The following is a 26,133-nucleotide window of genomic DNA, read 5'->3' as shown; positions in this document are numbered from 1 at the left end:
GTTCGACGGCGAACGGTTGGTTCGCCTTATTCGCCGCCGTAAAAGTTTTGCACGCCGGCGAAGTTGTCGAACTTCGTGTACTGCCCGTGGAACGTCAGGCGCACCGGTCCGATCGGGCCGTTACGCTGCTTGCCGATGATGATCTCGGCCGTGCCTTTGTCCGGGCTGTCGGGATTGTAGACCTCATCGCGGTAGATGAAGAGAATCACGTCGGCGTCCTGCTCGATAGCGCCGGATTCGCGCAGGTCGGACATGATCGGGCGCTTGTTCGGGCGCTGTTCGAGACCGCGGTTCAGCTGCGACAGCGCGATCACGGGCACGTCCAGTTCCTTTGCAAGACTCTTGAGCGAGCGCGAGATTTCGGAGATTTCGGTCGCGCGGTTTTCACCGCCGCTGCCGGAGCCGGACATCAGCTGCAGGTAATCGACGATGATGAGCCCGAGCTTTCCGCATTGCCGCGACAGGCGCCGCGCGCGCGAACGCAGTTCCATCGGATTCAGGCCGCCTGTTTCGTCGATGAAAAGCTGGGCCTCGCTCATTTTCTGCACCGCGTGCGTGAGCTTCGGCCAGTCCTCGTCGGTGAGGCGGCCCGTGCGCATGCGATGCTGGTCGAGCCGGCCGACCGAGCCGAGCATACGCATCGTCAGTTGCGTGCCAGGCATTTCCATCGAGAACACGGCAACCGGCAGCCCGTATTCGACCGCCACGTATTCGCCGATGTTCATCGAGAACGCGGTCTTACCCATGGACGGGCGCCCCGCCACGATGATCAGTTCGCCGCCGTGCATGCCCGACGTCATGCGGTCGAGGTCGACGAAGCCCGTCGGCGTGCCGGTGACATCGCTCGGATTGGCCGTGTGGTAAAGCGTGTCGATGCGCTCGACCACCTGCGTCAGAAGCGGCCCGATTTCCAGAAAGCCCTGCGTGCCGCGCGCGCCGTCCTCGGCGATGGAAAACACGCGCGATTCGGCCTCGTCGAGAATCTGCCGGACTTCCTTGCCTTGCGGATTGAACGCGTCGGCGGAGATTTCATCGGCGACGGAAACGAGGCGGCGCAGCACCGCGCGGTCGCGCACGATTTCGGCATAACGGCGGATGTTCGCCGCGCTCGGCGTGTTTTGCGCGAGCGCGTTCAGATACGCGAGCCCGCCGACTTCCTCGGCCTTGCCGGCCATGTTGAGCGCTTCGTAGACGGTGATCACGTCCGCCGGGCGCGTGGCCGCGATCAGCTTGCCGATGTGCTCATAAATGATGCGATGGTCGTAGCGATAAAAGTCGCTCTGCGCCATGACGTCGGCGATGCGGTCCCATGCCGCATTGTCCAGTAACAGACCGCCGATGACCGATTGCTCGGCTTCGATCGAGTGCGGCGGGACCTTCAGCGCGTCGAGTTGCGGATCTTTGGACGGTGCGTTCATGGGGTGGAATTATCGACGAAATAAGACGGCCGGTGCTTCAATCAGACAACAAAAAAGGCAGGACCCGATGGAGGTTCCTGCCCTTCTTTTCCTGCTCGCGAGGCGCGGGGCCTCGCTTGTGCCTTACGCGTGTTCGCCGAGCACCGACACGTTCACGTCGACGAGGACGTCCGTGTGCAGCGCCACTTGAACCGGATGGTCGCCGACCATCTTGAGCGGACCTTGCGGCAGACGCACTTGCGCCTTTTCGACTTCGGCGAAGCCTTGCTTCTTCAGCGCATCCGCGATGTCCGCGTTCGTGACCGAACCGAACAGACGGCCGTCGACGCCAGCCTTCTGCGAGATCTGCACGGTGAAACCGCTCAGCTTTTCGCCTTGCGCTTGCGCGGCAGCCAGCTTTTCAGCGGCGTTCTTTTCGAGATCGGCGCGGCGAACTTCGAATTCGGCGATCGCGTCCTTCGTTGCACGGCGGGCCTTCTTGCCGGGGATCAGGAAGTTACGTGCGTAGCCGTCCTTGACCTTGACGATGTCGCCCAGGTTGCCCAGGTTGACGACCTTTTCCAAAAGAATGATTTGCATTTTTGGCTTTCCTTATTGCGTCGTCTGATTAGGCCTTGTGCAGGTCGGTGTACGGCAGCAGCGCGAGGAAACGCGCGCGCTTGATTGCCGTGTCGAGCTGGCGCTGATAGTGCGCCTTCGTGCCAGTCAGACGAGCCGGCGTGATCTTGCCGTTTTCGCCGATGAAGTCCTTCAGCGTTTCCGTGTCCTTGTAGTCGATGTACTCGACACCGGCTGCCGTGAAACGGCAGAACTTCTTTCGCTTGAAGAGCGGGTTTTGTTGCTGACGACGCTTGTCGAATTTCTTACCAGTCGGGCGGGGCATGTTCAGTCCTTTCCAATGTCCTGCAATTCTGTGATGTGAAACACCAGGGTTCGCGCGTTACGGCTTCGTTTCGCCAGAAAGCCGGTGAAGCGTGTTTCGACGCCCATCGGACAGCTTTCCAGCTTGCCGCTCGCTTCGCCGGCCGCGACCGCCTGCATGGTCAGTTCGATCTTGCGGACGATGCCCGCTTCGACGACTTCCGCGGCGTGTTGCAAGGTGCAGCTTGCGATCGGGATGCCGGCGGGCGTGTACCGCACCGGTTCGCGTTCCACGACGCTCGCTGTCAGTTGCAGCCGGTTCACGAGATGATTCTGCTTCCCTGGTGGCTTGACAGTGATGAACTGTCGTTAAGCCTGCGCTTCGGTCGGCTGAGCAGCCGCCTTCTTGGCTTCTTCGCGCTGCACTTCCTTCATCATCGGCGACGGGCCGGTTTCGGCCTTCTTCATCTTGACGATCAGATGGCGCAGAACGGCGTCGTTGAACTTGAACGCGTGTTCCAGTTCTTCGAGCGTCGCCTGGTCGCATTCGATGTTCATGCAGACGTAGTGAGCCTTCGCGAGTTTCTCGATCATGTAGGCCAGTTGGCGGCGGCCCCAGTCCTCGATGCGGTGGATCTGGCCACCGTGCGACGTGATCGTGGCCTTGTAGCGCTCGATCATGGCGGGCACTTGCTCGCTCTGATCGGGATGCACGATAAAGACGATTTCGTAATGACGCATATTCACTCCTTGGGCTACTTGTGGATTAGAGCCGCCCGGGCGTCGGACCGGTGCGGCAAGTGAGAAGCCGAAGATTATAGCTTTTTGTATGCGCTCGCGCAAATCCGATTTGAACGCGTTTTCAAGCAGTTAGCTTGCGTGCGCGTGAATCGGCTGCGGCTCGCCTGGCCACGTGAGGCGGCGGCTCCAGTATCCCGGCTGCGCGTAGATTTCCTTAAGGTAATCAATGAAGTAGCGCACCCGCGCGGGGACATAACGCTGCTGCGGGTAAACGGCGAGGATGTCGTAAGCGGGCAGTTCGAAGTCGTCGAGCACGGTTTCGAGTTCGCCCGCCTCCAGTTGCCGCTGGATTTCCCACGTCGATCGCCAGCCGAGCCCCAGCCCTTCCGATACCCAGCGATGCAGCAGTTCGCCGTCGTTGCAATCGAGGTTGCCGGCCACGCGCACGGTCGCGAGCTTGCCGTTGCGCTGAAAGTACCAGCCGCGGTTCTGCCCGCCCTGCAGGTTGAAGGCGAGGCAGTTGTGATTGGGCAGATCGTCCAGCGTCTTCGGCTTGCCGTGCTTCCTGAAGTACGCGGGCGTGCCGCAGACGACGCGCCGGTTGCCCGCGAGCTTCACCGCGACGAAGTTCGGATCGACCGCCCCGCCGATGCGGATCGACAGATCGTAGCCCTCGCGCACGAGATCGACGACGCGATCGGTCAGATTGAACGACATCTGCAATTCGGGCTTGTCGGCGATGAATGCCGGCGCGTGCGGCGCGACGTGCATCCGGCCGAACGCCGCCGGCGCCGACACGATCAGATGGCCGCCCACCGCGCGGCGCCCCGCCGCCAGTTCGTTCTCCGCCTGGTCCCACTCCGCGAGCAGATTCTTGCAGCGGTCGAGAAACGCGGCGCCGTCCTCGCTCACGACGAGACGCCGCGTCGAGCGATACATCAGCTTGACGCCGAGACGCTTTTCGAGCGCATCGATGCGCCGTCCCAGAATCACCGGCGACACCCCCTCCTCCAGCGCCGCAGCCGCGAGGCTGCCCGCCTCGGCTACTCGCACGAACGTCTCGATCTGTTTGAAGCGGTCCATTTGCGTGTCTCCTGGCTCAAAAGCGAGCCGCACAGCATGGGCATTCGATACTTTTGGTTTGGGAAAAAGCGACTCGTGCTGATCTTATCAAACCTTTTTCACAGTTCTAAAGTGCAACGGAACCCTGCTTCGATGCAGACAGCATTCACGGATAGAGACAAACGAAGGAGACATTCATGGCCAAGATGAGAGCCGTCGACGCAGCCGTTCTCGTGCTGGAAAAAGAAGGGATCGACACCGCGTTCGGCGTGCCGGGCGCCGCGATCAACCCGTTCTACTCGGCGATGAAGAAGTCGGGCAGCATCAGCCACGTGCTCGCGCGTCACGTCGAAGGCGCGTCGCATATGGCCGAAGGGTATACGCGCGCCGCGGCCGGCAACATCGGGGTATGCATCGGCACGTCGGGACCTGCGGGGACGGACATGATCACGGGCCTCTACTCCGCTTCCGCCGATTCCATCCCGATTCTCGCGATCACCGGCCAGGCGCCGCGCGCGCGTCTCTACAAGGAAGACTTTCAGGCGGTCGATATCGAATCGATCGCGAAGCCGGTCACGAAGTGGGCCGTCACGGTGCGCGAGCCCGCGCTCGTGCCGCGCGTGTTCCAGCAGGCGTTCCATCTGATGCGCTCGGGCCGTCCGGGTCCGGTGCTGGTCGATCTGCCGATCGACGTGCAGGTCGCCGAAATCGAGTTCGATATCGATACGTACGAACCGCTGCCGGTCTACAAGCCGAAGGCGACGCGTGCGCAGATCGAGAAGGCGCTCACGATGCTCAACGAAGCCGAGAAGCCGCTCATCGTCTCCGGCGGCGGCGTGCTCAACGCGGCTGCGGAGGACCTGCTCGTCACCTTCGCGGAAACGCTCGGCGTGCCGGTCATCCCGACGCTGATGTCGTGGGGCGCGATTCCCGACGATCACCCGCTGATGGCCGGCATGGTCGGCTTGCAGACGTCGCATCGATACGGCAACGCGACGATGCTCGCATCCGACTTCGTGCTCGGCATCGGCAATCGCTGGGCAAACCGTCATACGGGCAGTGTCGAGGTCTATACGAAGGGCCGTAAGTTCGTGCACGTGGATATCGAGCCGACGCAGATCGGCCGCGTGTTCGGACCGGATCTCGGCATCGTGTCGGATGCGAAGGCGGCGCTCGAACTCTTCGTGGAAGTGGCGAAGGAATGGAAGGCCGCGGGCAAGCTCAGGGACCGCAGCGCGTGGGTCGCCGATTGCCAGCAGCGCAAGCGCACGATGCTGCGCAAGACGCACTTCGACAACGTCCCGATGAAGCCCCAGCGCGTGTACGAAGAGATGAATCTCGCGTTCGACCGCGACACCTGCTTCGTGACGACGATCGGTCTTTCGCAGATCGCCGGTGCGCAGTTCCTGCACGTGTTCAAGGCGCGCAACTGGATCAACTGCGGTCAGGCGGGGCCGCTCGGCTGGACGATTCCGGCTGCGCTCGGCGTTCGCGCGGCGGACCCGCAGCGCAAGATCGTCGCGCTTTCGGGCGATTACGACTTTCAGTTCATGATCGAAGAGCTGGCCGTCGGCGCGCAGTTCAAGCTGCCTTATGTGCACGTCGTCGTGAACAACTCGTATCTCGGACTGATCCGTCAGGCGCAGCGCGGCTTCGATATGGACTACTGCGTGCAGCTTGCCTTCGACAACATCAACGCGCCGGAACTCGAAGGCTATGGCGTGGATCACGTCGCGGTTGCCGAAGGCCTCGGCTGCAAGGCGCTGCGCGTGCACAAGCCGGAAGACATCGCCGGCGCGCTGAAGCAAGCGCAGGCGCTGGCCGCGGAGCATCAGGTGCCGGTCGTCGTCGAGATGATTCTCGAACGTGTGACGAACATCGCGATGGGCACGGAGATCGATGCGATCAACGAGTTCGAAGAGCTCGCCGAAAGCCACGCCGATGCGCCCACCGCCGTGATGCCGCTCGACTGAACACGTTCACCCGCTGACCGACCATCAGCAAGACAATCAGGAAGACACATGCCGAAATTTGCCGCGAATCTGACGATGCTGTTCAACGAAGTCCCCTTCCTCGACCGCTTCGCCGCGGCCGCGAACGCGGGCTTCAAAGCGGTCGAGTTCCTGTTCCCCTACGCCTGCTCGATCGGCGACATTCAGACGCGCCTCAGGGACAACGATCTTCAGATCGTTCTGCATAACCTTCCCGCCGGCAACTGGGATGCGGGCGAGCGCGGCATCGCCTGCCTGCCCGATCGCGTCGCCGAGTTCCGCGAAGGCGTGCCCCGCGCGATCGAATATGCGAAGGCGCTGAACGTGCCGCAACTGAACTGCCTCGTCGGCATTCCGACGGCGGGCGTATCGGCGGACGAGGCGCGCGCGACGATCATCGAGAACCTGCGCTTCGCCGCCGACGCGCTGAAGAAGGAAGGCATCAGGCTGCTCGTCGAACCGTGCAATGCGTACGACATTCCGGGCTTCGCGCTGAACCGGTCGCAGGAAGGACTCGACGTGATCCGCGCGGTCGGATCGGACAATCTGTTCCTGCAGTACGACATCTATCACATGCAGCGAATGGAAGGCGAACTGGCCGCGACGATCAAAAAGAATCTGCCGTCGATCGCGCACATTCAGCTTGCCGACAACCCCGGCCGCAACGAGCCGGGCACCGGCGAAATCAACTACCCGTTCCTCTTCGGGCTGCTCGATTCGATCGGCTATGAAGGATGGATCGGCTGCGAATACAAGCCGCTCAACGGCACCGAAGCGGGCCTGGGCTGGCTGCAAAACGTCGGCGGTGTGGAAGCTGCCGTTACCGCGTGAATAAAGGAGGAGCACACAGTATGGCAACGATCGGTTTCATCGGGCTCGGCATCATGGGCGCCCACATGGCGCGCAATCTTCTGAAGGGCGGCCACACGCTTGTCGTGAACGGCAAGTATCCGGTTCCCGACGATATCCGCGCGCAAACGCAGGTCGTCGCGGACTCGACGGCCGTCGCACGAGCCAGCGAGATCGTCATCACGATGGTGCCCGACACGCCCGATGTCGCCAACGTACTCTTCGCCGACGATGGCGTCGCGAACGGTCTGACGAAGGGCAAGGTCGTAATCGACATGAGTTCGATCAGCCCGCTGGATACACAGGAGTTCGCGAAGAAGATCAACGCGCTCGGGTGCGATTATCTCGATGCGCCCGTGTCCGGCGGCGAAGTCGGCGCACGCGAAGCCACGCTGACGATCATGGTCGGCGGCCCGCAGAAATCGTTCGATCTGGCAAAGCCCCTGTTCGAACTGATGGGCAAGAACATCTCGCTCATCGGCGATAACGGCGCGGGCCAAACAACGAAGGTTGCGAATCAGATCATCGTCGCGCTGAACATCGAAGCGGTGGCGGAAGCGCTGCTGTTCGCATCGCGTTCGGGCGCCGATCCGGAGCGCGTGCGCCGTGCGCTGATGGGCGGCTTCGCGTCGTCGCGCATTCTCGAAGTGCACGGCGAGCGCATGACGAAGCGCACGTTCGATCCGGGCTTCCGGATCGAACTGCATCAAAAGGATCTGAATCTCGCGCTCGATGGCGCGCGCAAGATGGGCCTTACCCTGCCGCATACCGCGAGCGCGCAGCAGTTGTTCAGCGTGTGCGCGGCGAACGGCGGCAAGGCGTGGGATCACTCGGCGCTCGTGCGTGCGCTCGAGATCATGTCGAACTATCAGGTGGCGGAAGAGCCGCAGCAAGCCAAGGCTGCGTGAAGCTTTCCTGCCTGAACCGTGGGGCGTCCCGCGTATGGGCACGCGGGACAAATGCCGCTCTGGGCTGAGGGCGGCAAGTGGGGTCCGAGAGCGGCATCCGGCGGTGCGCCGGGTAAGCCTTGGTCGGTCAGACGGTTTGCCGTCGGGTGTCCGCGTCGGATTGCTGTGTGAGTTTTTATCGATGCGCGCGCGGTGCGGCGTGCGACGAAATACCTTGTTCGAACCGAGAACTATCTGGTGACGCGCGGGACTAATGTGCCTCTAGTTCGCAAGCGGCGCCACTTAGTCATTCAAGGAGTTGAACAATGGGAATCCTCAGTTTCATCAAGGAAGCAGGCGAGAAACTGTTCGGTGCTACGACGCCGTCCGCTCAGGCCGCACCGGCGAATGCGCCCGTGGATGTCGCCGCGCTGAATCAGAAGGCCGGCGAAGCGATCGCCACGTATATCCGCTCGCAAGGGTTGAATGCGGACAACCTGCAGGTCAGGTATGACGGCGCATCCCATACCGTCACGGTCTCGGGCCAGGCGGCGGACCAGGCCACGAAGGAGAAGATTCTGGTCGCAGCGGGCAACGTGCAGCACGTCGACAAGGTCGATGACCAGTTGACCGTGCCGAACGCCGCGCCCGAGTCGCAATATCACACGGTCGCATCGGGCGACAATCTGTGGAAGATCGCGGAAAAGTATTACGGCAGCGGCGCTAGGAACGATCTCATCTTCGAGGCGAACAAGCCGATGCTGAAGAGTCCGGACAAGATCTATCCCGGTCAGGTGCTGCGCATTCCGCCGGCTAACTGATTGTTTTTGCCGCTTATGGATGAACGGAAAACGCGAACCTTGGTTCGCGTTTTCTTCTTGTCAGTACCGGTCGAACACGCCCTGCAATCCCCCTGCCTCCGTCACCCCCGCCGCAAGCGCGAGCATCAACAGCACGCGCGCCTTGTACGGATTGAGCGTACCCGCGCTGACGCTGCCCAGCGCATCATCCGACGCCGCGCCGTTTCGCATGACATGGCCCGAGCCCACGCGCGATGCCCGCACGACCGCGACGCCCGCCTTCACCGCATCGACGAGGGCTTGCGTCATGCTCGCATGGATGGACCCGTTACCCGTCCCCGCCACGACGATGCCCTTCACCCCGGCCGCAACGAGCGCGTCAACCGTGATGCGCGAAACGCCCGCATGGCTCGTCACGATCTCCACCATCGGCCACTGTGCGCCGATCGTGAATTCGCTGGCCTGCGTATGCGGCTTCGTCACCGCGCGCTGGAACTCCACGCGGCCGTCCTGCACGAAACCGAGCACGCCGACTTCCGGCGAGCGAAACGCATCGACGGCATAGGTGCTCGTCTTGGTCACGTCGCGTGCGCTGTGAATCTGGTTGTTGAACGCGACGAGCACGCCCTGCCCCTTCGCATCGGCTGAGGCGGCGACCGTGACCGCGTTGAGCAAGTTCAGCGGACCGTCGGCGGAAAGCGCGCTCGACGGACGCATTGCAGCCGTCAGCACGACGGGCTTCGCGGTCTTCACCGTCAGATGCAGCAGATACGCGGTTTCTTCGAGCGTATCCGTGCCATGCGTGACGACGATGCCCGCGATATCGTCCTGCGCCGCGAGTTCGTCGATGCGTTGCACAAGCGTCGTCCAGAGCGCGTGGCTCATGTCCTTGCTGTCGACGCTCGCAATCTGCTCTGCCTGAATGCGTGCGACGTTGCCGAGCGCGGGCACGGCGTCGAGCAGGTCGTTCACTCCGACGACGCCCGCCTTGTAGCCCGCCGTCACGGAAGCATCGCCGGCGCGTCCGGCGATCGTGCCACCCGTTGCGAGGACGGCAATCAGAGGAAGATGTTCGGGAAGAGAGTCAGGTTTCATGCCGGCGATTGTAAATCAGCCGGCGCTATTCACGCGGTCTCGCGCAGCTGCGCGGCGATCTGCGTTTCATCGAGCTGCGGCGCGAACATCTCGATCAGCCGGTATGCATAAGCACGCAAGAATGCACCACGGCGCAAGCCCACACGCGTCGTGCTCGCTTCGAACAAATGCTGCGTATCCAGCGCGACGAGTTCCGTATCGCGTTTCGCGTCATACGCCATCGCCGCCACGATGCCGATGCCCATCCCGAGCTCGACATACGTCTTGATGACGTCGGCATCGATGGCGGTCAGCACGATATCGGGCATCGCGCCGGCGCTCGCGAACGCCTGGTCCACATGAGAGCGACCGGTGAAGTCGTTGTCATAGGTGACGATCGGATATTCCGCGATCTGGTCGAGCGTGATGTTCGCGCGCCCGACGAGCGGATGATCCTTCGGCACGACCACCGTGTGATGCCACGAATAGCACGGAAACGTGACGATGTCGGGATAGCGGTCGAGCGCCTCCGTCGAGATGCCGATATCCGCCTCGCCGTTGATGATCATCTGCGCGATCTGCTGCGGGCTGCCCTGCCGCAGCGCGAGGTGCACTTTCGGAAATACTTCGGTGAACTGTCGAATCACTTTGGGCAGCGCGTAACGGGCTTGCGTGTGCGTCGTCGCGACGACGAGATGGCCGTTGTCCTGATCCGCGAACTGACGCGCGACGCGCCGCAGATTTTCGGCATCGAGCAACATCCGCTCGATTACCTGATGCACCTGCTTGCCCGGCTCCGTCAGCCCCGTCAGGCGCTTGCCGCGACGAATGAAGATATCGACGCCGAGTTCGTCCTCGAGGTCCTTGATCTGTTTCGACACGCCCGATTGCGACGTATAGAGCACGTTGGCGACTTCCGTCAGATTCATGTTCTGACGCACCGCCTCGCGCACGAAGCGCAGTTGCTGGAAGTTCATTCTCTGCCTCTCTTGTCTGCTGTCTTTGTTCTATCTTCGTGTCATTGCGCCGGGAAAACGCGCAGCGCGCGCGGCACGGCGCGTACACCATCGCCGATATCGACCCGCAGCGCACGCCACGCTTCCCGGTCCAGTTCGGCTTCGAGCACACCGCCCGCATCGCCGGCGAGCTCCACGCGCACGGAGCCGCCCAGCGTCACCACGCGCCGCACGCCGACCACGATGCCATCAGGATGCGCGACGCCTTCTGCATCGTCGGCGCGATACAGCGCGAGATCGTGCGGGCGCACATAAGCGAGCGCGCGCCCGCTGAAATGCGCCTGCGCGGTGATCGCTTTCGCGGCGCCATCGGCGATGAAACCGCTCGCATCCACGTTGCCCTGTAGGCGGTTGGCGGCGCCGAGGAACTCGTAGACGAACGACGTCTGCGGATGGTCGTAGACATCCTGCGGGCTGCCCACTTGCTCGACGCGTCCATGATTCATCACCACGATGCGATCCGCCACTTCGAGCGCCTCTTCCTGATCGTGCGTGACGAAGAGCGTCGAGATATGCAGGTCGTCGTGCAGGCGGCGCAGCCAGCTACGGAGTTCCTTGCGGACCTTGGCGTCGAGCGCGCCGAACGGCTCGTCGAGCAGCAGCACTTTCGGTTCGACGGCAAGCGCGCGCGCCAGCGCGATACGCTGCCGCTGACCGCCCGACAGCTCCGACGGAAAGCGCTGCGCGAGCCAGTCCAGTTGCACGAGCTTGAGCAATTCATGCACTTTCTCGCGGATGGCCGCTTCGGTCGGGCGCTCGCGGCGCGGCTTCACGCGCAAACCGAACGCGACGTTCTCGAACACCGTCATGTGCCTGAACAGCGCGTAATGCTGAAACACGAAGCCCACTTGCCGATCGCGTGCGCCGACATGCGCGACGTCTTCGCCGTTCAGCATGACCTGGCCCGCATCGGCGTGTTCGAGGCCGGCGATCACGCGCAGCAGCGTGGTCTTGCCGCATCCCGACGGCCCGAGCAGCGCGACCAGTTCGCCCGCCGGAAAGTCGAGCGTGACGTTGTCGAGCGCGGTGAAGTCGCCGAAGCGCTTTTGCAGATTACGAACGATGATGCTCATGATGATCCTCAGTTCTGTGCGCCTTGTTTCGCATCGTCGAGCGACTGCGACATGCGCCGCTCCGCGATCAGCTTCAGCCCGAGCGTGACGAGCGCGAGCAGGGCCAGCAGCGACGCCACCGCGAACGCGGCCGAGAAGTTGTATTCGTTGTAGAGAATTTCGACATGCAGCGGCATCGTGTCGGTCTGTCCGCGGATATGACCCGAGACCACCGACACCGCGCCGAACTCGCCCATCGCGCGGGCGTTGCAGAGAATCACGCCGTAGAGCAGGCCCCACTTCACGTTCGGCAGCGTCACGCGCCGGAAGATCTGCCAGCCGGATGCCCCCAGCACGTGCGCGGCTTCCTCTTCGTCGTTGCCTTGCGCCTGCATCAGCGGAATCAGCTCGCGTGCGACGAACGGAAACGTGACGAAGATCGTCGCGAGCACGATGCCCGGCACCGCGAAGATGATCTGCACGTCATGCGATGCGAGCCACGGCCCGAACCAGCCCTGCGCGCCGAACATCAGCACGTAGATGAGGCCGGAGATGACCGGCGAGACCGAGAACGGCAAATCGATGAGCGTCGTCAGGAGCGCCTTGCCGCGAAACTCGAACTTCGCGATCGCCCAGGACGCCGCGAGACCGAACACGAGATTCAGCGGCACGGCGATCGCGGCGGTCATCAGCGTGAGCTTGATCGCGGACCACGCGTCCGGGTCCTTCAACGAATCGAAGTAATAGTCGATGCCCTTCGCGAATGCCTGCGCGAACACCGCAACGAGCGGCACGACGAGAAAGAGCGCGAGAAAAAGAAGCGCGATCGCGGTAAGCAGCCAGCGTATCGCGCGCGGCTCCGTCACCGGATTGAGCGCAGGAACTTCGCGCTGGTCAGCGGTGTTCATCGCGATCGCCTTGCTGTCGGGCGTGCTCATGCGCGGCCTCCGTCGACATGCAGCGTCGGGACCGGCGGTGCGACCGTCCTGCTCGTGCGCCGTTGCAGAAACCATTGCAGCGTATTGATGAACAGCAGCATCAGGAACGATACGCACAGCATCACCACCGCAAGCGCCGTTGCACCGGCATAGTCGTACTGCTCGAGCTTCGTGATGATGAGTAGCGACGTGATTTCCGACTTCATCGGCACGTTGCCGGCGATGAAAATCACCGACCCGTATTCGCCGAGCGCGCGCGCAAACGCGAGCGCGAAGCCCGTCAGCAGCGCGGGGAAAAGCGATGGCAGCACGACGCGGCGAAACGTCAGCCAGCGGGTCGCGCCGAGGCACGCAGCGGCCTCTTCCTGCTCGCGCTCGAATTCCTCGAGCACCGGCTGCACCGTGCGCACGACGAACGGCAAGCCGATGAACGTCAGCGCCACCAGCACGCCGAGCGGCGTGAACGCCACCTTGATGCCGAGCGGCGCGAGCAATTGCCCGATCCAGCCGTTGCCCGCATAGACCGCGGCGAGCGAAATGCCCGCGACGGAAGTCGGCAGCGCGAACGGGAGATCGACGATGGCGTCAACGATACGCTTGAACGGAAACGTATAGCGCACCAGCACCCACGCGACGAGAAAGCCGAACACCGCGTTGATGAGCGCCCCGCCGAGCGCGGCGAAGAACGTCAGCCGGTACGACGCCAGCACGCGCGGCGAGCTGACCGCGCGCACGAACTGCGCCCAGTCGAGCGTCGCCGTCTTGGCGAAAGTAGCCGCAAGCGGTATGAGCACGATGAGGCTCAGATACGCGAGCGTGATGCCGAGCGTCAAGCCGAAGCCCGGTAGCGCGCTCGGCTTGCGCAGGTTGAAAGTGGTCATGCTCGAATTGTCCTGTCCAGTGCGCCGGGGCGGGCGCTTGTTGCTGCACGTGCGACGAGCGGCGTCATGGCGCGCCGCTTGGTCATTTGCCGATCCGGCTCGATGCTCCATCATCGAGCCGCCCTGCTCCGTGTCGTTACTGCCTTGCCGTTACTGCCGTGCCATTATTGCGGCTGATAGATCGAGTCGAACACGCCGCCATCCGCGAAGTGCGTCTTCTGCGCCTTCGTCCAGCCGCCGAAGGTATCGTCGATGGTGTAGAGCTTCAGCTTCGGAAACTGCTTCGTCAGATCGGCCGGAACCGTGTTCGAACGCGGGCGATAGAAGTTGCGCGCCGCAATCTGCTGTCCTTCGTCGCTGTACAGATACTTCAGATACGCCTCGGCGAGCTTGCGCGTGCCGTGCTTGTCGAACGACCTTGTCGACCACCGCGACCGGCGGCTCCGCCAGGATGCTCACCGACGGCACGACGATCTCGAACTTGTCCGGCCCGAACTCCTTGAGCGACAAGAACGCCTCGTTCTCCCACGCGATCAGCACGTCGCCCTGCCCGCGCTGCACGAAGCTCGTCGTCGCGCCGCGCGCGCCGGAATCGAGCACGCCCGCGTTCTTGTAGAGCTTCGAGACGAAGTCCTTCGCGGTCTGCTCGTTGCCGCCGGGCTTGTGCTGCGCATACGCCCACGCCGCGAGATAGTTCCAGCGCGCGCCGCCCGAGGTCTTCGGGTTCGGCGTAACGATGGATACGCCCGGCTTCGTCAGGTCGTCCCAGTCCTTGATGTGCTTCGGATTGCCCTTGCGCACGAGGAACACGATCGTCAACGTGTACGGCGACGCGTTATCCGGTAGGCGCTTCTGCCAGTCGCCGCTGACGAGCCCCTTGCCGGCGAGCGCGTCGATGTCATAGGCGAGCGCGAGCGTTACGACGTCGGCCTGCAGTCCGTCGAGGACCGCGCGGGCCTGGCCGCCCGAACCGCCGTGCGACTGCTTGAAAGTGACCGTTTCGCCGGTGTCGGCCTTCCATTTCTTCGCGAACGCCTGATTGAAGTCCTGGTACAGCTCGCGCGTCGGATCGTAGGAGACGTTCAGAAACGATGTCTGTGCGTGCGCCTGAACACCGATGCCAATCGTCGCCGCCGCCAGCGCCAACGCGGTGAGCAGCTTTCTTCCCCTGGTCCCCAATCCCGCTTTCGTGCTTTGCATTCCCCGTTCTCCGTCTTATCCAATTGACGGAATCAGTCTATCGGCGCGACTATATGATTAGAAATAATCGTTTTTCATCTTTTTATACGGAAACGTGCTAACGACCGGCGCTTTGGCGTCTTTCCATCGAAAACGCCCGCTGCGGGGCGCTGCCGGGGCGAAGTTAAAGTAATGCTTGAAAAGTATGAAATACTGTATAAAAATACAGTCATCTGTTCATCCATACAGCGCAGCAGGGGCCAGCCAGTGACTAGAACCTCAAAACTTACCGCTCGCCAGCAGCAGGTCTTCGAACTCCTGCAGCGCGCTATCGAGCGCACCGGTTTCCCGCCCACGCGCGCCGAAATCGCTGCGGAACTCGGCTTCAGTTCGGCCAATTCCGCCGAGGAGCATCTTCGGGCGCTGGCGCGCAAGGGCGTGATCGAATTGGCCGCAGGGTCGTCGCGAGGCATCCGGCTGATCAGCGAAGCCGCACGCTCCGACGAGCTTCCGCATCAGTTCACGCTGCCGCATCCGAGCATCATGCAATTGTCTCTGCCGCTCGTCGGCCGGGTGGCGGCCGGCAGTCCCATCCTCGCGCAGGAGCACATTTCACAGCACTACGCGTGCGATCCGGCGCTCTTTTCCAGCAAGCCGGACTATCTGCTGAAGGTGCGCGGGTTGTCCATGCGCGACGCCGGCATCCTCGATGGCGACCTGCTCGCGGTGCAAAAACGCACCGAAGCCAAAGACGGGCAGATCGTGGTCGCGCGTCTCGGCGACGACGTCACGGTCAAGCGCTGGAAGCGTCGTTCGGACGGCGTCGAACTGATCGCCGAGAACCCGGACTACGAGAACATTTTCGTGCGCTCCGGCAGCGGTGAATTCGCGCTGGAAGGCATCGCGGTCGGTCTGATCCGCTCGGGCGAGTTTTAGCGCGCCCGCTTCCCCCACGCCACGCACGACGCGGCGCGTTTCGAGTACATCAAAGCATGACGGCAGCCGTTCGCGGCTTGGCCGCAGTGCGTCCTATCGCCTGGAGAGTCATCATGGAACGTTTTGCCCGTTTGTTGCCCTTCCGCCAGTTCGGCCGCCTGCGTCATCTGCGTGCGTTGATTCCCTGCGGCGTCGCGGCGCGTCCGCTTGCTGAAGCCACGCCGGATCTGTTCGATGAAATGCCGTTGCTGCCGTCGCGTCAGCCGGCGTTCGCCCGGGTGTCGCTTGCCAAGACGGTCCATGCGGAGCCGGCGCAGCGCGCCCCGGTGCGGGTCTATCGCAGCGAATCGCGCGTCATCATGGTCGGCAAGATCAGCGAGGTGTCGCGCATGCTCGACCGCTGCATCGACGAGGAACGTGCCGGCGGCGCGGGCGGGTTTCTGGCGTGAACGTCGCGGGTTGCGGGATCGTTCTTTCACCGGCACGGTCAATGTGAGTCAGACCGACGCTCGAGAGGCTCGTGCACCGCATGTCGCGAACTACCCGTCTTGTCGCTATTGCACTCGCTGTCGTCCTGTGCGGCGCGGCGCTGGCATTCATGTATGCGTCGCCGTATCTGGCGCTGGATCGCGTCAAGCGCGCGGCTGATGCGCGCGATGCAGAGACTGTCAGCGAGTACGTCGATTTTCCGGCGTTGCGCAGCAGCCTGAAGGAACAGGTCGCGGCGCTGCTGACGCGTCGCATCGACATCAGAAGAGCGGCAATCCGCTCGCGATTCTCGGGGCGATGATCGGCGCGGCGCTCGTCGGGCCGCTGGTCGACTCCTATGCGACACCCGATGGCGTCGCCGCGATACTCAACGGCATTCCGCCGCGCGGCGTTCCTGGCGAACGGCCGCCCGCATCGCCACGAAGCGGCGCCAGCGTCACGGCGGCGTCCGGTCCGCTGCCGCAACCGCCCGGTCCGCCGCAGCCGCCACAGACGACCGCCGGATACCGCGACATCAATACCTTCGTCGTGACCTATCAGCACGGCGCTGGCGATGCACGGTATTCGGCCATCTTCCGCCGCAGCGGTCTCGTGTCATGGAAGCTCGTCGCCGTCGATCTGAACGGCTGACGAGCGCGACGCCGAACTACGCGCCCTCTTCCGCCTTGACCGGCTTGGCGGCATACGCGGCGGCGTCTTCGGCTTCGGCGGATTCGCCTGCCTGACAGACCGCCACCAGAATGCTGCACGACACGCGATCGAGCAGCGGCGTGTTGCCCGCGCCCATCCACCATCGCGCCAGTCCGCTGCGGCAGCGATGCCCCACCACGACGAGATCGACCTTGAGGTTATCGGCGAGCGCGGCAATTTCGTCGATCGGATGCCCGAACGCGAAGTGCCCCTGCGCCTGCAGTCCGCGCTCACGCAGCCAGTCGACGCCCTCCTGCAGGATGTCGCGCGCCGCATCCTCGAAACGTCCGCAAGCCACGTCGGTCAGCAGACCGGCGCTCTGCGCAATGCTCGATCGCATGTCGACCACGGCGAGCACATGCGTTTCCGCGTTCAGATCGAGCGCGAGGTTCGCGCCCTGGCGCAGCGCTTTGCGGCCTTCTCGGGAGCCGTCGTAGCAGAGCAGAATTTTTCGGTAGCTTGTCATCATGCCTCCCTGCCGCATCGCAAGAGTGCGGCGTAACTTGATGATCGTGTGCCGCGACCCGCGTCGCAACGATGGAAAACGCTAATCTTGCGCAACGCCACACCGTATTAGCTTTAGCCGTGCCAGTTGCTGCCCGCCTTGTCCCGCAAGGCCGGGCACTTGTCGCCCGACACGTGCCTGACGCATACGGCACGCGGTTGAATCGCGCGTGCAGCATGCGGTTGCATGCAAAGCGCCGCACTGGTGCATTGGATTACACTAGCCCGCTGGATTCCCTTCTGCCAGGCGATGCATGACGAGCGACATCCCGCGCGGCGCAGCCGACGCACCCGACGACACTTCAGTGCCCGCGCCCGCCATCGAATTCACCGAAGTCAGAAAACGATACGGCGGAAAGAATGTCGTCAACGGACTGACCTTCGACGTGCGCCCCGGCGAATGCTTCGGTCTGCTCGGCCCCAATGGCGCGGGCAAGACGACGACCCTCAAGATGCTGCTCGGCATGACGTCGCCGGATAGCGGCACGATTCGCCTCGTCGGCGAGCCCGTGCCGGCCCGTGCACGTTTCGCCCGGCAGCGCGTCGGGGTCGTGCCGCAGTTCGACAATCTCGATCCCGACTTCACCGTGCGCGAGAACCTGCTCGTCTTCGGCCGCTACTTCGGGCTGACGGGCGCGCGGATGGCCGCGCTGGTGCCGTCGCTACTGGAGTTCGCGCGGCTGGAGAGCAAGGCGGATGCGCGCGTCGGCGAACTGTCGGGCGGCATGAAACGGCGGCTGACGCTGGCCCGCGCGCTCGTCAACGATCCCGACGTCCTCGTGATGGACGAGCCTACGACCGGCCTCGATCCGCAGGCGCGGCACCTGATCTGGGAGCGCCTGCGCTCGCTGCTCGCGCGCGGCAAGACCATTCTGCTGACGACGCACTTCATGGAGGAAGCCGAGCGCCTTTGCGACCGCCTGTGCGTGATCGAAGAGGGACACAAGATCGCGGAAGGCCGGCCGCACGACCTGATCGCATCGGTGATCGGCTCGGACGTCATCGAGATCTACGGGCCGGACCCGCGTGCGCTTGCTGCCGAGCTGGAGCCGCTCGTCGAGCGAATCGAAGTAAGCGGCGAGACGATCTTCTGCTACGTCAACGATCCGCAGCCCGTGCACGCGCGCGTGAAGGGCCGCGCGGACGTGCGCTACCTGCATCGTCCGGCGAATCTGGAAGACGTGTTTTTGCGCCTGACCGGGCGCGAGATGGTGGATTGACAGAAACAATGGACACTTTCGACCAGTCCGGCGTACGCGCCGGCAATCTCCCTGAGCAGGCCGGCCACCTGACGCCGCTTTCGAGCGCCCTGCCCGCCAACGCGACGCACTGGATAGCGGTGTGGCGGCGCAACTACCTCGTCTGGAAGAAGCTCGCGGTGGCGTCGATGATCGGCAATCTCGCCGATCCGATGATCTATCTCTTCGGCCTCGGGCTCGGTCTCGGGCTGATGGTCGGGCGCGTCAACGGCGTGTCGTATATCGCGTTTCTCGCAGCGGGCACGGTGGCCTCGAGCGTGATGATGTCCGCGAGCTTCGAAGCGATGTACTCGGGCTTCTCGCGGATGCAGGTTCAGCGCACCTGGGAAGCAATCATGCACACGCCGCTCACGCTCGGCGATATCGTGCTTGGCGAGATCGTGTGGGCCGCGAGCAAGTCGGTGCTTTCGGGCGTGGCGATCATGGTGGTCGCGGGCGTGCTCGGCTATGCGAATTTTCCGTCGATGCTGCTCGCGGTGCCGGTGATCGTGCTGACCGGACTGGCGTTCGCGAGCACCGCGATGATCGTCACCGCCATCGCGCCGAGCTACGACTTCTTCATGTTCTATCAGACGCTTGCGCTCACGCCGATGCTGCTGCTCTCCGGCGTGTTCTTTCCGGTGACGCAACTGCCGGCGCTCGCGCAGCACGCGACGCAGGCGCTGCCGCTCTTTCACGCAGTCGAGCTGATTCGTCCCGCGATGCTCGGACGCGCGCCCGATGGCGTCGCGCTGCACCTGGGCGTGCTGATCGCCTATTCGGTGCTGCCGTTTTTTGCGTGCGCGTGGCTTTTCAGGCGGCGCATCATGAAATGAAAAACGGCGATGAAGTCATCGCCGTTTGCCGCGACGCACCGTAACGCAGGCGCTCACTTCACCGGAAACTCCTTGTGTCCGCCGAAGCCGAAGCGCATCGCGGACAACATGCGCTCGGGGAACAGATCGGCGTCGCGCGAGCGAAAACGCGTGTAGAGCGCCGCGGACAGCACTTGCGCCGGCACCGCTTCCTCGATCGCCGCTTCGATCGTCCAGCGCCCTTCGCCGCTGTCGGCCACTTCCGTCGAGAACCGCTCGAGTCCGTCGTCGCTGGCGAGCGCGCCCGCCGTGAGATCGAGCAGCCATGACGACACGACACTGCCGCGCCGCCACACTTCCGCGATATCGGCGAGATCGAGGGTGTATCGCTCGTTCTCCGGCAACTCGGCCGACTCCTTGTGCTTCAGGATGTGAAAGCCCTCCGCGTACGCCTGCATCAGCCCGTACTCGATGCCGTTATGCACCATCTTCACGAAATGGCCGGACCCGACGGCGCCGCAATGCATGTAGCCGTTCTCGACGCGCGGATCGCGTCCTTCGCGGCCCGGCGTTTCCGGGATGTCCCCGCGTCCGGGCGCGAGCGTCGCGAGAATCGGATCGAGCCGGCGGACCACGGCTTCATCGCCGCCGATCATCATGCAATAGCCGCGCGTCAGGCCCCACACGCCGCCCGACGTGCCGACATCGACGTAATGCACGCCCTGCTCCCGGAACTGCGCGGCGCGGCGGATATCGTCCTTGTAAAAGCTGTTGCCGCCGTCGATCACCACGTCGTCCGCGTGAAGAATCTCGTGGAGGTCCGTGAGCGTGTCCTCGGTGATCTTGCCCGCGGGGAGCATGAGCCAGATGACGCGCGGCGCGGCGAGCTTCGAGACGAGATCGCCCAGGTCCTTCGCACCGGTGGCGCCTTCCGTTGCGAGCGCGTCGGTGGCCTGCGGATTGTGATCGTAGACGACGCATTCGTGCCCGCCCCGCAAGAGCCGCCTGGCGATATTGCCGCCCATGCGTCCCAGCCCAACGATGCCGATCTGCATGGTGTGGTCACTCCTTGCCGTTGGCGTCGGCTTTCACGCGCGCGATTTGCTTCTTCGCCGCTTCGTAGACGCCTTCGAGCGTGAAGCCGAACTTGGTCTTGAGCGCCTTGAGCGGCGCGGACGCACCGAACGTATGCATCACGATCTGCGCGCCGAGACGCCCCGTGTAGCGGTCCCAGCCGAGCGTCGCCGCCTGCTCGACCGCCACGCGGGCATTCACGTCCGACGGGAGCACGGATTCCTTGTACGCCTCGTCCTGCTTCTCGAAGATATCCCACGATGGCATCGACACGACGCGCGCCGCGATGCCTTCGCCCTTCAGCTTCTCATACGCCTCGATGCACAGCGAAACTTCGCTGCCGGTGGCGAGCAGCAGCACTTCGGGCTTCTTGCCATCGGCGGCGTCGGCGAGGACGTACGCGCCGCGCCGCACGCCTTCGGCCGACGCGTACTTCGTGCGGTCGAAGGTCGGCAGCGGCTGACGCGTCACGACGATGCACGACGGCTCCTTGTTATGCGACAGCGCCACGCGCCACGCTTCGCTCACCTCGTTCGCATCGGCGGGGCGCAGCGTCGTGAGACCGGGCACGCCGCGCAGCGACGCGAGCTGCTCGATCGGCTGATGCGTCGGACCGTCTTCGCCGACGCCGATCGAATCGTGCGTGAACACGTAGATCACCGGCACTTCCATGATCGCCGAGAGCCGGATCGGCGGCTTCATGTAGTCGCTGAAAATCAGGAACGTCGATGCGAACGGCCGCACCCCTGACAGCGCGAGTCCGTTGGCGACCGCGCCCATGCCGTGCTCACGGATGCCGAAGTGTAGATTGCGCCCGCCGTAGTTGTCGTGCTCGAAGCTGCCCGCGCCTTCGAACTTGAGATTCGTTTTCGTCGATGGCGCGAGGTCAGCCGCCCCGCCGATCATCCACGGAATGCGCCGGGCGATCGCGTTCAGCACCTTGCCCGACGATTCGCGCGTCGCGATGCCCTTTTCGTCCGGCTCGAACGTGGGAATGTCGGCGTCCCAGCCTTCCGGGAGCTTGTTCTCGAGCATCAGCCAGGCTTCTTTCGCGAGTTCCGGATTGGCCTTTTCGTAGGCGTCGAAACGCTGCTTCCATTCGGCGTGCGCCGCCTTGCCGCGCGCGCCCATGCCATTGGCGAAGTGCTGCATTACGCCGTCCGGGACGAGAAACTGCGCGTCTTCCGGCCAGCCGTAGAACTTCTTCGCGAGCTTGATTTCCGCGTCGCCGAGCGGCTCGCCGTGCGCGCCCGCGGTGTCCTGCTTGTTCGGCGCGCCCCAGCCGATGATGCTCTTCACCACGATCAGCGTCGGCTTGTCCGTCGACGCCTTCGCTTGGTTGAACGCGGCTTCGAGCGCGGACGCGTCGTTGGCGTCGTCGACATGCAGCGTGTTCCAGTTGTAGCCGCGAAAGCGGGCTTCGACGTCGTCGCTATACGCGAGGTCCGTGTGGCCTTCGATCGTCACGCGGTTGCTGTCGTAGATCCAGATGAGGTTCGACAGTTGCAGATGCCCCGCAAGCGAAGCCGCCTCGTGCGAAACGCCTTCCATCATGTCGCCGTCGCCGCATAGCGCGTAGACGCGGTAATCGAAAAGCGCCGTGTCGGGCTTGTTGAAGTGCGTTTCCTTCCAGCGCGCGGCCATCGCCATGCCGACGCTGTTGCCGAGACCCTGGCCGAGCGGACCGGTCGTGGTTTCGACGCCGGTCGTCATGCGGAACTCGGGGTGGCCCGGCGTCTTGCTGTCGAGCTGGCGGAACTGCCGGATATCGTCGATGGAGACGGCGGGCTTGCCGGTCGGCTTGCCGTTTTCATCGACCTCTTTCACGCCCGCGAGATGCAGGAGCGAATACAGCAGCATCGACGCGTGGCCGACGGACAGCACGAAGCGGTCGCGATTCGGCCATAGCGGCGCATCCGGGTCGTAGCGAAGGTGGTTCTGCCAGAGATGGAACGCGACGGGCGCGAGCGCCATCGGCGTGCCGGGGTGGCCGGAATTGGCTTTCTGCACGGCGTCCATCGACAGCGTGCGGATCGTGTCGATTGTGAGGCGATCCAGATCCTGGGACTGCTGCGTGACTTGCGACATGAGCGACGACTCCTTTCTCGAAGAGCGCGCTGTGGCGAGAGGCGCCGCAGCGGGCAACCAGAACCATCGAGCAAGTGCGGTGCCCTGGCAAGCGGCATCGCACGCGAGTAAGACAGAAAGCGCGCGAACAGGCGCGGCTTTCGCATTCGGCAGACGCACACGCGAGGCGCGTGCGTCCGGTGATTCGGCCGGGCGGCGTCGCGGTGACGAACCACCCGGTTCATGCATCAATGCTGACACATCCGCGGCCCGATCACTCGAACCGCGTTGCGGCGTTACGGCGCGGGGTTCGGCTGACGCTCGTGCAAGGCCTCGATTTCCGCGAGGATCTCATCGGACAGTTCGATGTCCACGCTCGCGACATTCTCCTGCAACTGCGCCATCGACGTCGCGCCGATCAGCGTGCTCGTCGTGAACGGACGCGTGTTGACGAAGGCGAGGGCGAGTTGCGTCGGCGTCAGGCCGTGGCGCTTCGCGAGTTCGACGTAAGACGTGGTCGCGGCGATCGCCTGCGGCTTGCTGTAGCGCTGGAATCGCTCGAACAGCGTGATGCGCGCGCCCGCCGGACGCGCGCCGCCTTCGTACTTCCCCGACAGCCAGCCGAAAGCGAGCGGCGAATACGCGAGTAGCCCGACGCCTTCCTTGTGCGTGAATTCGGACAGCCCCAGTTCGTATGTGCGGTTGACGAGACTGTAGGGATTCTGAATGCTGACGATACGCGGAAGCCCCGCCTTCTCCGCCGCGCGCAGGAATTGCGCGACGCCCCACGGCGTTTCGTTCGACACGCCAACGTAGCGGATCTTGCCCGCCTTCACGAGATCGCCGAGCGCGGCGAGCGTTTCCTCGATGGGCACCGTGTATTCGTCGTCGATGTACGGATACGCGCCGCGGCCGAAGGTCATAGTGCTGCGGTCGGGCCAGTGCAGCTGATACAGATCGACGTAATCCGTCTGCAGGCGCGCGAGGCTGCTGTCGATCGCCTCGTTGATGTTCTTGCGATCGAACTGGTTGCCCGCGCCGCGAATGTGACGCGGATTGTGCGGCTGTCGCGCCGGCCCCGCGATCTTCGTCGCGAGCACGATATCGCCGCGCTTGCCCGCGTTTTTCGCGAGCCACGTGCCGATGTATTCCTCGGTGCGCCCCTGCGTTTCGGGGCGCGGCGGCACCGGGTACATCTCGGCCGCATCGATCAGGTTCACGCCTTGCGCGAGCGCGTAGTCGATCTGCTCGTGCGCTTCGCTCTCCGTGTTCTGCTCGCCCCAGGTCATCGTGCCGAGCCCGATCAGACTGACGTCGACGCCCGAATCGCCCAGTTTCCGATACTTCATCGTTTGGTTTCCTTGTATTGAAGCCTGCTGTTGACGCCTGCCGGCGAACTGTCCACGGCGGACCATGCCGACCAACCGCAGAAACTACCATAGGCGCGCGACGTCTGCTTCCACGGCTAGACTTCACGCACCGCGCTTTCCAACCTTCGAACAATCCTGCCGATGTCCTCTTCCACTGCTTCCAGCGGACCCGAACACGCGAAACGAGGCGCCTCGATCATCGTCATGCTGGTCGCCGCGACGTTCTTCATGGAGAACCTCGACGGCACGATCATCGCGACCGCGCTGCCGCAGATGGCGCATTCGTTCGGGGTGCATCCCGCCGACATGAGCCTCGGCATCACGGCGTATCTGCTCACGCTCGCCGTGTTCATCCCGATCAGCGGATGGGCCGCCGACCGCTTCGGCCTGCGCACCGTGTTCGGCAGCGCGATTGCCGTGTTCACGGCGGCGTCGGTGCTGTGCGCGACGACATCGACGCTGCCCGCGTTCGCCGCGGCGCGCGTGCTGCAGGGCATCGGCGGAGCGATGATGGTGCCGGTCGGACGACTGGCCGTGCTGCGCGCGACGCCGAAGGACGGGCTGATGCGCGCCATCGCGATCATCACCTGGCCGGGACTCGTCGCGCCGGTCATCGGGCCGCCGCTCGGCGGCTTCATCACGACGTATTCCTCCTGGCGATGGATCTTCTATCTGAACGTGCCGCTCGGTCTGATCGGCTTGTTGCTGACCTGGCGCTTCGTCGACAACGTGCGTGAAGATGCAAAGCGCCGCTTCGATTTCGTCGGCTTCGTGCTGTGCGGCATCGCCTGCGTGACGCTGCTCTATGCGATGGAACTCGTCGGCCGCAACGATGCGTCGTGGCCGCTCGCGGGCGCGCTCGTCGCCGTGGGCGGCGTGGCGGGCGTCGCGTCGTGGCGGCATCTGCGGCGCACGGAGCAGCCGGTCGTCGATCTGGCGGCGCTTCGCATCCAGACCTTCGCCGTGGCGATGGGCGGCGGCTCGCTGTTTCGCATCGCCATCAGCGCCGCGCCTTTTCTGCTGCCGCTGATGTTTCAGGTCGGCTTCGGCATGAACGCATTCGATTCGGGCCTCCTGACGCTGGCGGTATTCGCGGGCAACCTGTCCATGAAGGTCGTCACCACGCCGGTGATGCGGCGCTTCGGCTTTCGTCCGGTGCTGATCGTCAACGGCGTGATCGCCGCCCTCTCGCTCGCCGCGATGAGCCTGCTGGCCCCATCGACGCCTACCTTCGTCATCGTCGTGGTGCTGTTCGCTAGTGGCCTGTCGCGCTCGTTGCAGTTCACGGCGTTGAATACGCTCAGTTTCGCCGACGTGCCGAAGGCACAGATGAGCGGCGCGTCGGCGCTATCGAGCACGCTCTTTCAGATGACGATGGGCGTCGGCGTCGCGGTCGGCGCGATTGCGCTGCGCATCGGCGAGTGGCTGCACGGGCACGATGCGCAGTCCATCGCACCGGAGGATTTCAGCGTCGCATTTCTGATCGTGGGGTTCGTGGGTCTCGCCGCCGTGATCGACCTGCTCAGGCTGCCGAAAGACGCGGGGGCGCTCGTGTCGGGGCATGGCAAGGCGAACGAGACGCGGCGCTAAATCTTGCGCGTTGCGTGCCGTAAACCACGGTATGAACATGCAAAGTCTGGAATCGATCGCCGCCGTGAGCGAAGCGGTCGCCGTCATCCGCCATGCGCGCGGCCTCAAGAACCCGAACGATCTCCCGGCCGGCACGCCGGAATGGAAAGCCGCGAGCGATGCGTTCGCCGACGACTTCCTGCGCGCGCTCGACGGCGAGCCGAGCGTGCGCTCATGGTGGACGTTCTGACTGCCTCACCGTTTCAGCCAGTCTAGCCATCCGAGCGCGATCGCCGCGTTGACGATGACGCCGGCCGTCGCCGCGAGCGCCGCGATCATCGTCCAGAAGGCCGAGCGGCGGGAAGCGAGCGCCGATTCGCGGGCAAGCTGCGCCGCATCGTTCGCGGATGAAACCGACGCGAACATCGCCCGGAACTGTTCGTTCTGGCGCTCGGTATCCTTGTCGCGCAGCCAGGCGCGTTTGCTGGCCGCTTCGGGATCGGCGTGCGAGGCTTCCTCGAGATCGGCGCGAATCGATGCTTCGCCGGCGGATTCGTACCGGCGATAGCGGGCCTGCCGGGCGGCTTCTTTGTCGTTGTCGCTCATCGTTCCTGAGAATATACGGCCGGTCG

26 protein-coding genes and 2 pseudogenes are annotated in these 26,133 nt (G+C 63.9%); 11 read left to right on the top strand and 17 right to left on the bottom strand.

Translation table 11 applies throughout. From position 1 onward, the window contains the following. Positions 1-26 precede the first annotated feature (26 nt). The 6 genes from P9255_RS25680 to P9255_RS25655 all read right to left on the bottom strand — a co-directional run bounded on the left by P9255_RS25680 (position 27) and on the right by P9255_RS25655 (position 4,103). Positions 27-1,418, bottom strand: coding sequence for a replicative DNA helicase (locus P9255_RS25680; protein ID WP_309764934.1), 1,392 nt, complete (start codon positions 1,416-1,418; stop codon positions 27-29). Between the two features lie 123 nt (positions 1,419-1,541). After that, positions 1,542-1,997, bottom strand: coding sequence for a 50S ribosomal protein L9 (gene rplI / locus P9255_RS25675; protein WP_309764935.1), 456 nt, complete (start codon positions 1,995-1,997; stop codon positions 1,542-1,544). A 28-nt stretch (positions 1,998-2,025) separates the two neighbouring features. Further along, positions 2,026-2,301: a 30S ribosomal protein S18 gene (rpsR, locus tag P9255_RS25670; RefSeq protein ID WP_007000150.1), complete on the bottom strand. Its 276-nt coding sequence runs from the start codon at positions 2,299-2,301 to the stop codon at positions 2,026-2,028. Between the two features lie 2 nt (positions 2,302-2,303). After that, complete coding sequence (priB, locus tag P9255_RS25665) at positions 2,304-2,603, bottom strand: primosomal replication protein N (protein ID WP_309764936.1); 300 nt, start codon at positions 2,601-2,603, stop codon at positions 2,304-2,306. A gap of 45 nt (positions 2,604-2,648) precedes the next feature. Continuing rightward, complete coding sequence (rpsF, locus tag P9255_RS25660) at positions 2,649-3,020, bottom strand: 30S ribosomal protein S6 (protein ID WP_309764937.1); 372 nt, start codon at positions 3,018-3,020, stop codon at positions 2,649-2,651. Between the two features lie 129 nt (positions 3,021-3,149). Further along, positions 3,150-4,103: a LysR family transcriptional regulator gene (locus tag P9255_RS25655; RefSeq protein WP_309764938.1), complete on the bottom strand. Its 954-nt coding sequence runs from the start codon at positions 4,101-4,103 to the stop codon at positions 3,150-3,152. 176 nt (positions 4,104-4,279) lie between these two features. Between P9255_RS25655 and gcl the strand changes: the two genes are divergently transcribed. From gcl to lysM, 4 genes are all read left to right on the top strand, one after another. Beyond that, on the top strand, positions 4,280-6,055 hold the full coding sequence (gcl, locus tag P9255_RS25650; RefSeq protein ID WP_309764939.1) for a glyoxylate carboligase: 1,776 nt from the start codon (positions 4,280-4,282) through the stop codon (positions 6,053-6,055). 48 nt (positions 6,056-6,103) lie between these two features. After that, positions 6,104-6,904: a hydroxypyruvate isomerase gene (gene hyi, locus P9255_RS25645; protein WP_309764940.1), complete on the top strand. Its 801-nt coding sequence runs from the start codon at positions 6,104-6,106 to the stop codon at positions 6,902-6,904. A gap of 20 nt (positions 6,905-6,924) precedes the next feature. Continuing rightward, complete coding sequence (locus P9255_RS25640) at positions 6,925-7,830, top strand: 2-hydroxy-3-oxopropionate reductase (RefSeq protein ID WP_309764941.1); 906 nt, start codon at positions 6,925-6,927, stop codon at positions 7,828-7,830. Positions 7,831-8,135: 305 nt separating this feature from the next. After that, positions 8,136-8,630 (top strand): peptidoglycan-binding protein LysM, encoded by a 495-nt coding sequence (gene lysM, locus P9255_RS25635; protein WP_309764942.1) that lies wholly within the window; start codon positions 8,136-8,138, stop codon positions 8,628-8,630. Between the two features lie 60 nt (positions 8,631-8,690). Here the strand turns inward: lysM and P9255_RS25630 are convergent, their stop codons facing one another. From P9255_RS25630 to P9255_RS25605, 6 genes and pseudogenes are all read right to left on the bottom strand, one after another. Then, entirely contained in the window at positions 8,691-9,704 is a 1,014-nt protein-coding gene (locus tag P9255_RS25630; protein WP_309764943.1) for an asparaginase, read from the bottom strand. Positions 9,705-9,733: 29 nt separating this feature from the next. After that, entirely contained in the window at positions 9,734-10,660 is a 927-nt protein-coding gene (locus P9255_RS25625; RefSeq protein ID WP_309764944.1) for a CysB family HTH-type transcriptional regulator, read from the bottom strand. A 41-nt stretch (positions 10,661-10,701) separates the two neighbouring features. Further along, a complete protein-coding gene (locus P9255_RS25620; RefSeq protein ID WP_309764945.1) occupies positions 10,702-11,772 on the bottom strand; it encodes a sulfate ABC transporter ATP-binding protein in 1,071 nt (356 codons plus the stop codon). Between the two features lie 8 nt (positions 11,773-11,780). Then, positions 11,781-12,764 (bottom strand): sulfate ABC transporter permease subunit CysW, encoded by a 984-nt coding sequence (gene cysW, locus P9255_RS25615; RefSeq protein WP_404980423.1) that lies wholly within the window; start codon positions 12,762-12,764, stop codon positions 11,781-11,783. After that, positions 12,686-13,570 (bottom strand): sulfate ABC transporter permease subunit CysT, encoded by an 885-nt coding sequence (gene cysT / locus P9255_RS25610; protein WP_309764946.1) that lies wholly within the window; start codon positions 13,568-13,570, stop codon positions 12,686-12,688. The genes cysW and cysT overlap by 79 nt, the downstream gene beginning before the upstream one ends. A gap of 164 nt (positions 13,571-13,734) precedes the next feature. After that, positions 13,735-14,770: pseudogene (locus tag P9255_RS25605) on the bottom strand (sulfate ABC transporter substrate-binding protein). Between the two features lie 246 nt (positions 14,771-15,016). Between P9255_RS25605 and lexA the strand changes: the two are divergent. From lexA to P9255_RS25590, 3 genes and pseudogenes are all read left to right on the top strand, one after another. Beyond that, positions 15,017-15,685 carry a transcriptional repressor LexA gene (gene lexA / locus P9255_RS25600; protein WP_309790634.1) on the top strand — a complete coding sequence of 223 codons (669 nt, stop codon included), beginning with the start codon at positions 15,017-15,019 and terminating at the stop codon, positions 15,683-15,685. 113 nt (positions 15,686-15,798) lie between these two features. Beyond that, positions 15,799-16,134, top strand: coding sequence for a hypothetical protein (locus P9255_RS25595; protein ID WP_309790802.1), 336 nt, complete (start codon positions 15,799-15,801; stop codon positions 16,132-16,134). A gap of 80 nt (positions 16,135-16,214) precedes the next feature. After that, a pseudogene (locus P9255_RS25590) lies at positions 16,215-16,804 on the top strand (DUF2939 domain-containing protein). Positions 16,805-16,820: 16 nt separating this feature from the next. Here the strand turns inward: P9255_RS25590 and P9255_RS25585 are convergent. Next, a complete protein-coding gene (locus tag P9255_RS25585) occupies positions 16,821-17,330 on the bottom strand; it encodes a universal stress protein (protein ID WP_309764951.1) in 510 nt (169 codons plus the stop codon). Between the two features lie 343 nt (positions 17,331-17,673). Here P9255_RS25585 and nodI point away from each other — a divergent pair, with 343 nt between their 5' ends. After that, positions 17,674-18,588 (top strand): nodulation factor ABC transporter ATP-binding protein NodI, encoded by a 915-nt coding sequence (gene nodI, locus P9255_RS25580; RefSeq protein ID WP_309790801.1) that lies wholly within the window; start codon positions 17,674-17,676, stop codon positions 18,586-18,588. A gap of 8 nt (positions 18,589-18,596) precedes the next feature. Continuing rightward, on the top strand, positions 18,597-19,442 hold the full coding sequence (locus P9255_RS25575) for an ABC transporter permease (RefSeq protein ID WP_309790632.1): 846 nt from the start codon (positions 18,597-18,599) through the stop codon (positions 19,440-19,442). Between the two features lie 53 nt (positions 19,443-19,495). On the opposite strand, the gene gnd is transcribed toward P9255_RS25575, so the two are convergent. From gnd to P9255_RS25560, 3 genes are all read right to left on the bottom strand, one after another. After that, the gene (gnd, locus tag P9255_RS25570) at positions 19,496-20,476 is read right to left on the bottom strand and encodes a phosphogluconate dehydrogenase (NAD(+)-dependent, decarboxylating) (protein WP_309764953.1); all 981 of its coding nucleotides are present in this window, start codon (positions 20,474-20,476) and stop codon (positions 19,496-19,498) included. Positions 20,477-20,483: 7 nt separating this feature from the next. Further along, on the bottom strand, positions 20,484-22,583 hold the full coding sequence (gene tkt / locus P9255_RS25565; RefSeq protein ID WP_309790631.1) for a transketolase: 2,100 nt from the start codon (positions 22,581-22,583) through the stop codon (positions 20,484-20,486). 275 nt (positions 22,584-22,858) lie between these two features. Further along, on the bottom strand, positions 22,859-23,911 hold the full coding sequence (locus P9255_RS25560; RefSeq protein ID WP_309764956.1) for an NADP(H)-dependent aldo-keto reductase: 1,053 nt from the start codon (positions 23,909-23,911) through the stop codon (positions 22,859-22,861). Positions 23,912-24,073: 162 nt separating this feature from the next. Between P9255_RS25560 and P9255_RS25555 the strand changes: the two genes are divergently transcribed. Together P9255_RS25555 and P9255_RS25550 are read left to right on the top strand one after the other, a co-directional pair. Next, positions 24,074-25,522: an MFS transporter gene (locus P9255_RS25555; RefSeq protein WP_309790630.1), complete on the top strand. Its 1,449-nt coding sequence runs from the start codon at positions 24,074-24,076 to the stop codon at positions 25,520-25,522. 37 nt (positions 25,523-25,559) lie between these two features. Beyond that, positions 25,560-25,751, top strand: a complete 192-nt coding sequence (locus tag P9255_RS25550; protein WP_309764958.1) for a hypothetical protein — start codon at positions 25,560-25,562, stop codon at positions 25,749-25,751. 5 nt (positions 25,752-25,756) lie between these two features. Here P9255_RS25550 and P9255_RS25545 read toward each other — a convergent pair whose 3' ends face one another. After that, entirely contained in the window at positions 25,757-26,107 is a 351-nt protein-coding gene (locus P9255_RS25545) for a hypothetical protein (RefSeq protein ID WP_309764959.1), read from the bottom strand. Positions 26,108-26,133: the final 26 nt, after the last annotated feature.

The organism is Caballeronia sp. LZ019 (assembly GCF_031450825.1).
In the GTDB taxonomy this organism is placed as follows: Bacteria; Pseudomonadota; Gammaproteobacteria; order Burkholderiales; family Burkholderiaceae; genus Caballeronia.
Note: the sequence above shows the minus strand (reverse complement) of the source record. Positions and strands in the feature narration are given on the sequence as shown.

Coding starts and splice junctions, on each gene's coding strand:
- tkt (WP_309790631.1), bottom strand. CDS start 22,583: ATGTCGCAAGTCACGCAGCAGTCCCAGGATCTGGATCGCCTCACAATC.
- P9255_RS25585 (WP_309764951.1), bottom strand. CDS start 17,330: ATGACAAGCTACCGAAAAATTCTGCTCTGCTACGACGGCTCCCGAGAA.
- P9255_RS25680 (WP_309764934.1), bottom strand. CDS start 1,418: ATGAACGCACCGTCCAAAGATCCGCAACTCGACGCGCTGAAGGTCCCG.
- P9255_RS25555 (WP_309790630.1), top strand. CDS start 24,074: ATGTCCTCTTCCACTGCTTCCAGCGGACCCGAACACGCGAAACGAGGC.
- P9255_RS25550 (WP_309764958.1), top strand. CDS start 25,560: ATGCAAAGTCTGGAATCGATCGCCGCCGTGAGCGAAGCGGTCGCCGTC.
- P9255_RS25595 (WP_309790802.1), top strand. CDS start 15,799: ATGGAACGTTTTGCCCGTTTGTTGCCCTTCCGCCAGTTCGGCCGCCTG.
- P9255_RS25575 (WP_309790632.1), top strand. CDS start 18,597: ATGGACACTTTCGACCAGTCCGGCGTACGCGCCGGCAATCTCCCTGAG.
- P9255_RS25630 (WP_309764943.1), bottom strand. CDS start 9,704: ATGAAACCTGACTCTCTTCCCGAACATCTTCCTCTGATTGCCGTCCTC.
- lysM (WP_309764942.1), top strand. CDS start 8,136: ATGGGAATCCTCAGTTTCATCAAGGAAGCAGGCGAGAAACTGTTCGGT.
- P9255_RS25625 (WP_309764944.1), bottom strand. CDS start 10,660: ATGAACTTCCAGCAACTGCGCTTCGTGCGCGAGGCGGTGCGTCAGAAC.
- rplI (WP_309764935.1), bottom strand. CDS start 1,997: ATGCAAATCATTCTTTTGGAAAAGGTCGTCAACCTGGGCAACCTGGGC.
- P9255_RS25545 (WP_309764959.1), bottom strand. CDS start 26,107: ATGAGCGACAACGACAAAGAAGCCGCCCGGCAGGCCCGCTATCGCCGG.
- rpsR (WP_007000150.1), bottom strand. CDS start 2,301: ATGCCCCGCCCGACTGGTAAGAAATTCGACAAGCGTCGTCAGCAACAA.
- P9255_RS25655 (WP_309764938.1), bottom strand. CDS start 4,103: ATGGACCGCTTCAAACAGATCGAGACGTTCGTGCGAGTAGCCGAGGCG.
- cysW (WP_404980423.1), bottom strand. CDS start 12,764: ATGGTTTCTGCAACGGCGCACGAGCAGGACGGTCGCACCGCCGGTCCC.
- rpsF (WP_309764937.1), bottom strand. CDS start 3,020: ATGCGTCATTACGAAATCGTCTTTATCGTGCATCCCGATCAGAGCGAG.
- hyi (WP_309764940.1), top strand. CDS start 6,104: ATGCCGAAATTTGCCGCGAATCTGACGATGCTGTTCAACGAAGTCCCC.
- gnd (WP_309764953.1), bottom strand. CDS start 20,476: ATGCAGATCGGCATCGTTGGGCTGGGACGCATGGGCGGCAATATCGCC.
- cysT (WP_309764946.1), bottom strand. CDS start 13,570: ATGACCACTTTCAACCTGCGCAAGCCGAGCGCGCTACCGGGCTTCGGC.
- gcl (WP_309764939.1), top strand. CDS start 4,280: ATGGCCAAGATGAGAGCCGTCGACGCAGCCGTTCTCGTGCTGGAAAAA.
- P9255_RS25560 (WP_309764956.1), bottom strand. CDS start 23,911: ATGAAGTATCGGAAACTGGGCGATTCGGGCGTCGACGTCAGTCTGATC.
- P9255_RS25640 (WP_309764941.1), top strand. CDS start 6,925: ATGGCAACGATCGGTTTCATCGGGCTCGGCATCATGGGCGCCCACATG.
- P9255_RS25620 (WP_309764945.1), bottom strand. CDS start 11,772: ATGAGCATCATCGTTCGTAATCTGCAAAAGCGCTTCGGCGACTTCACC.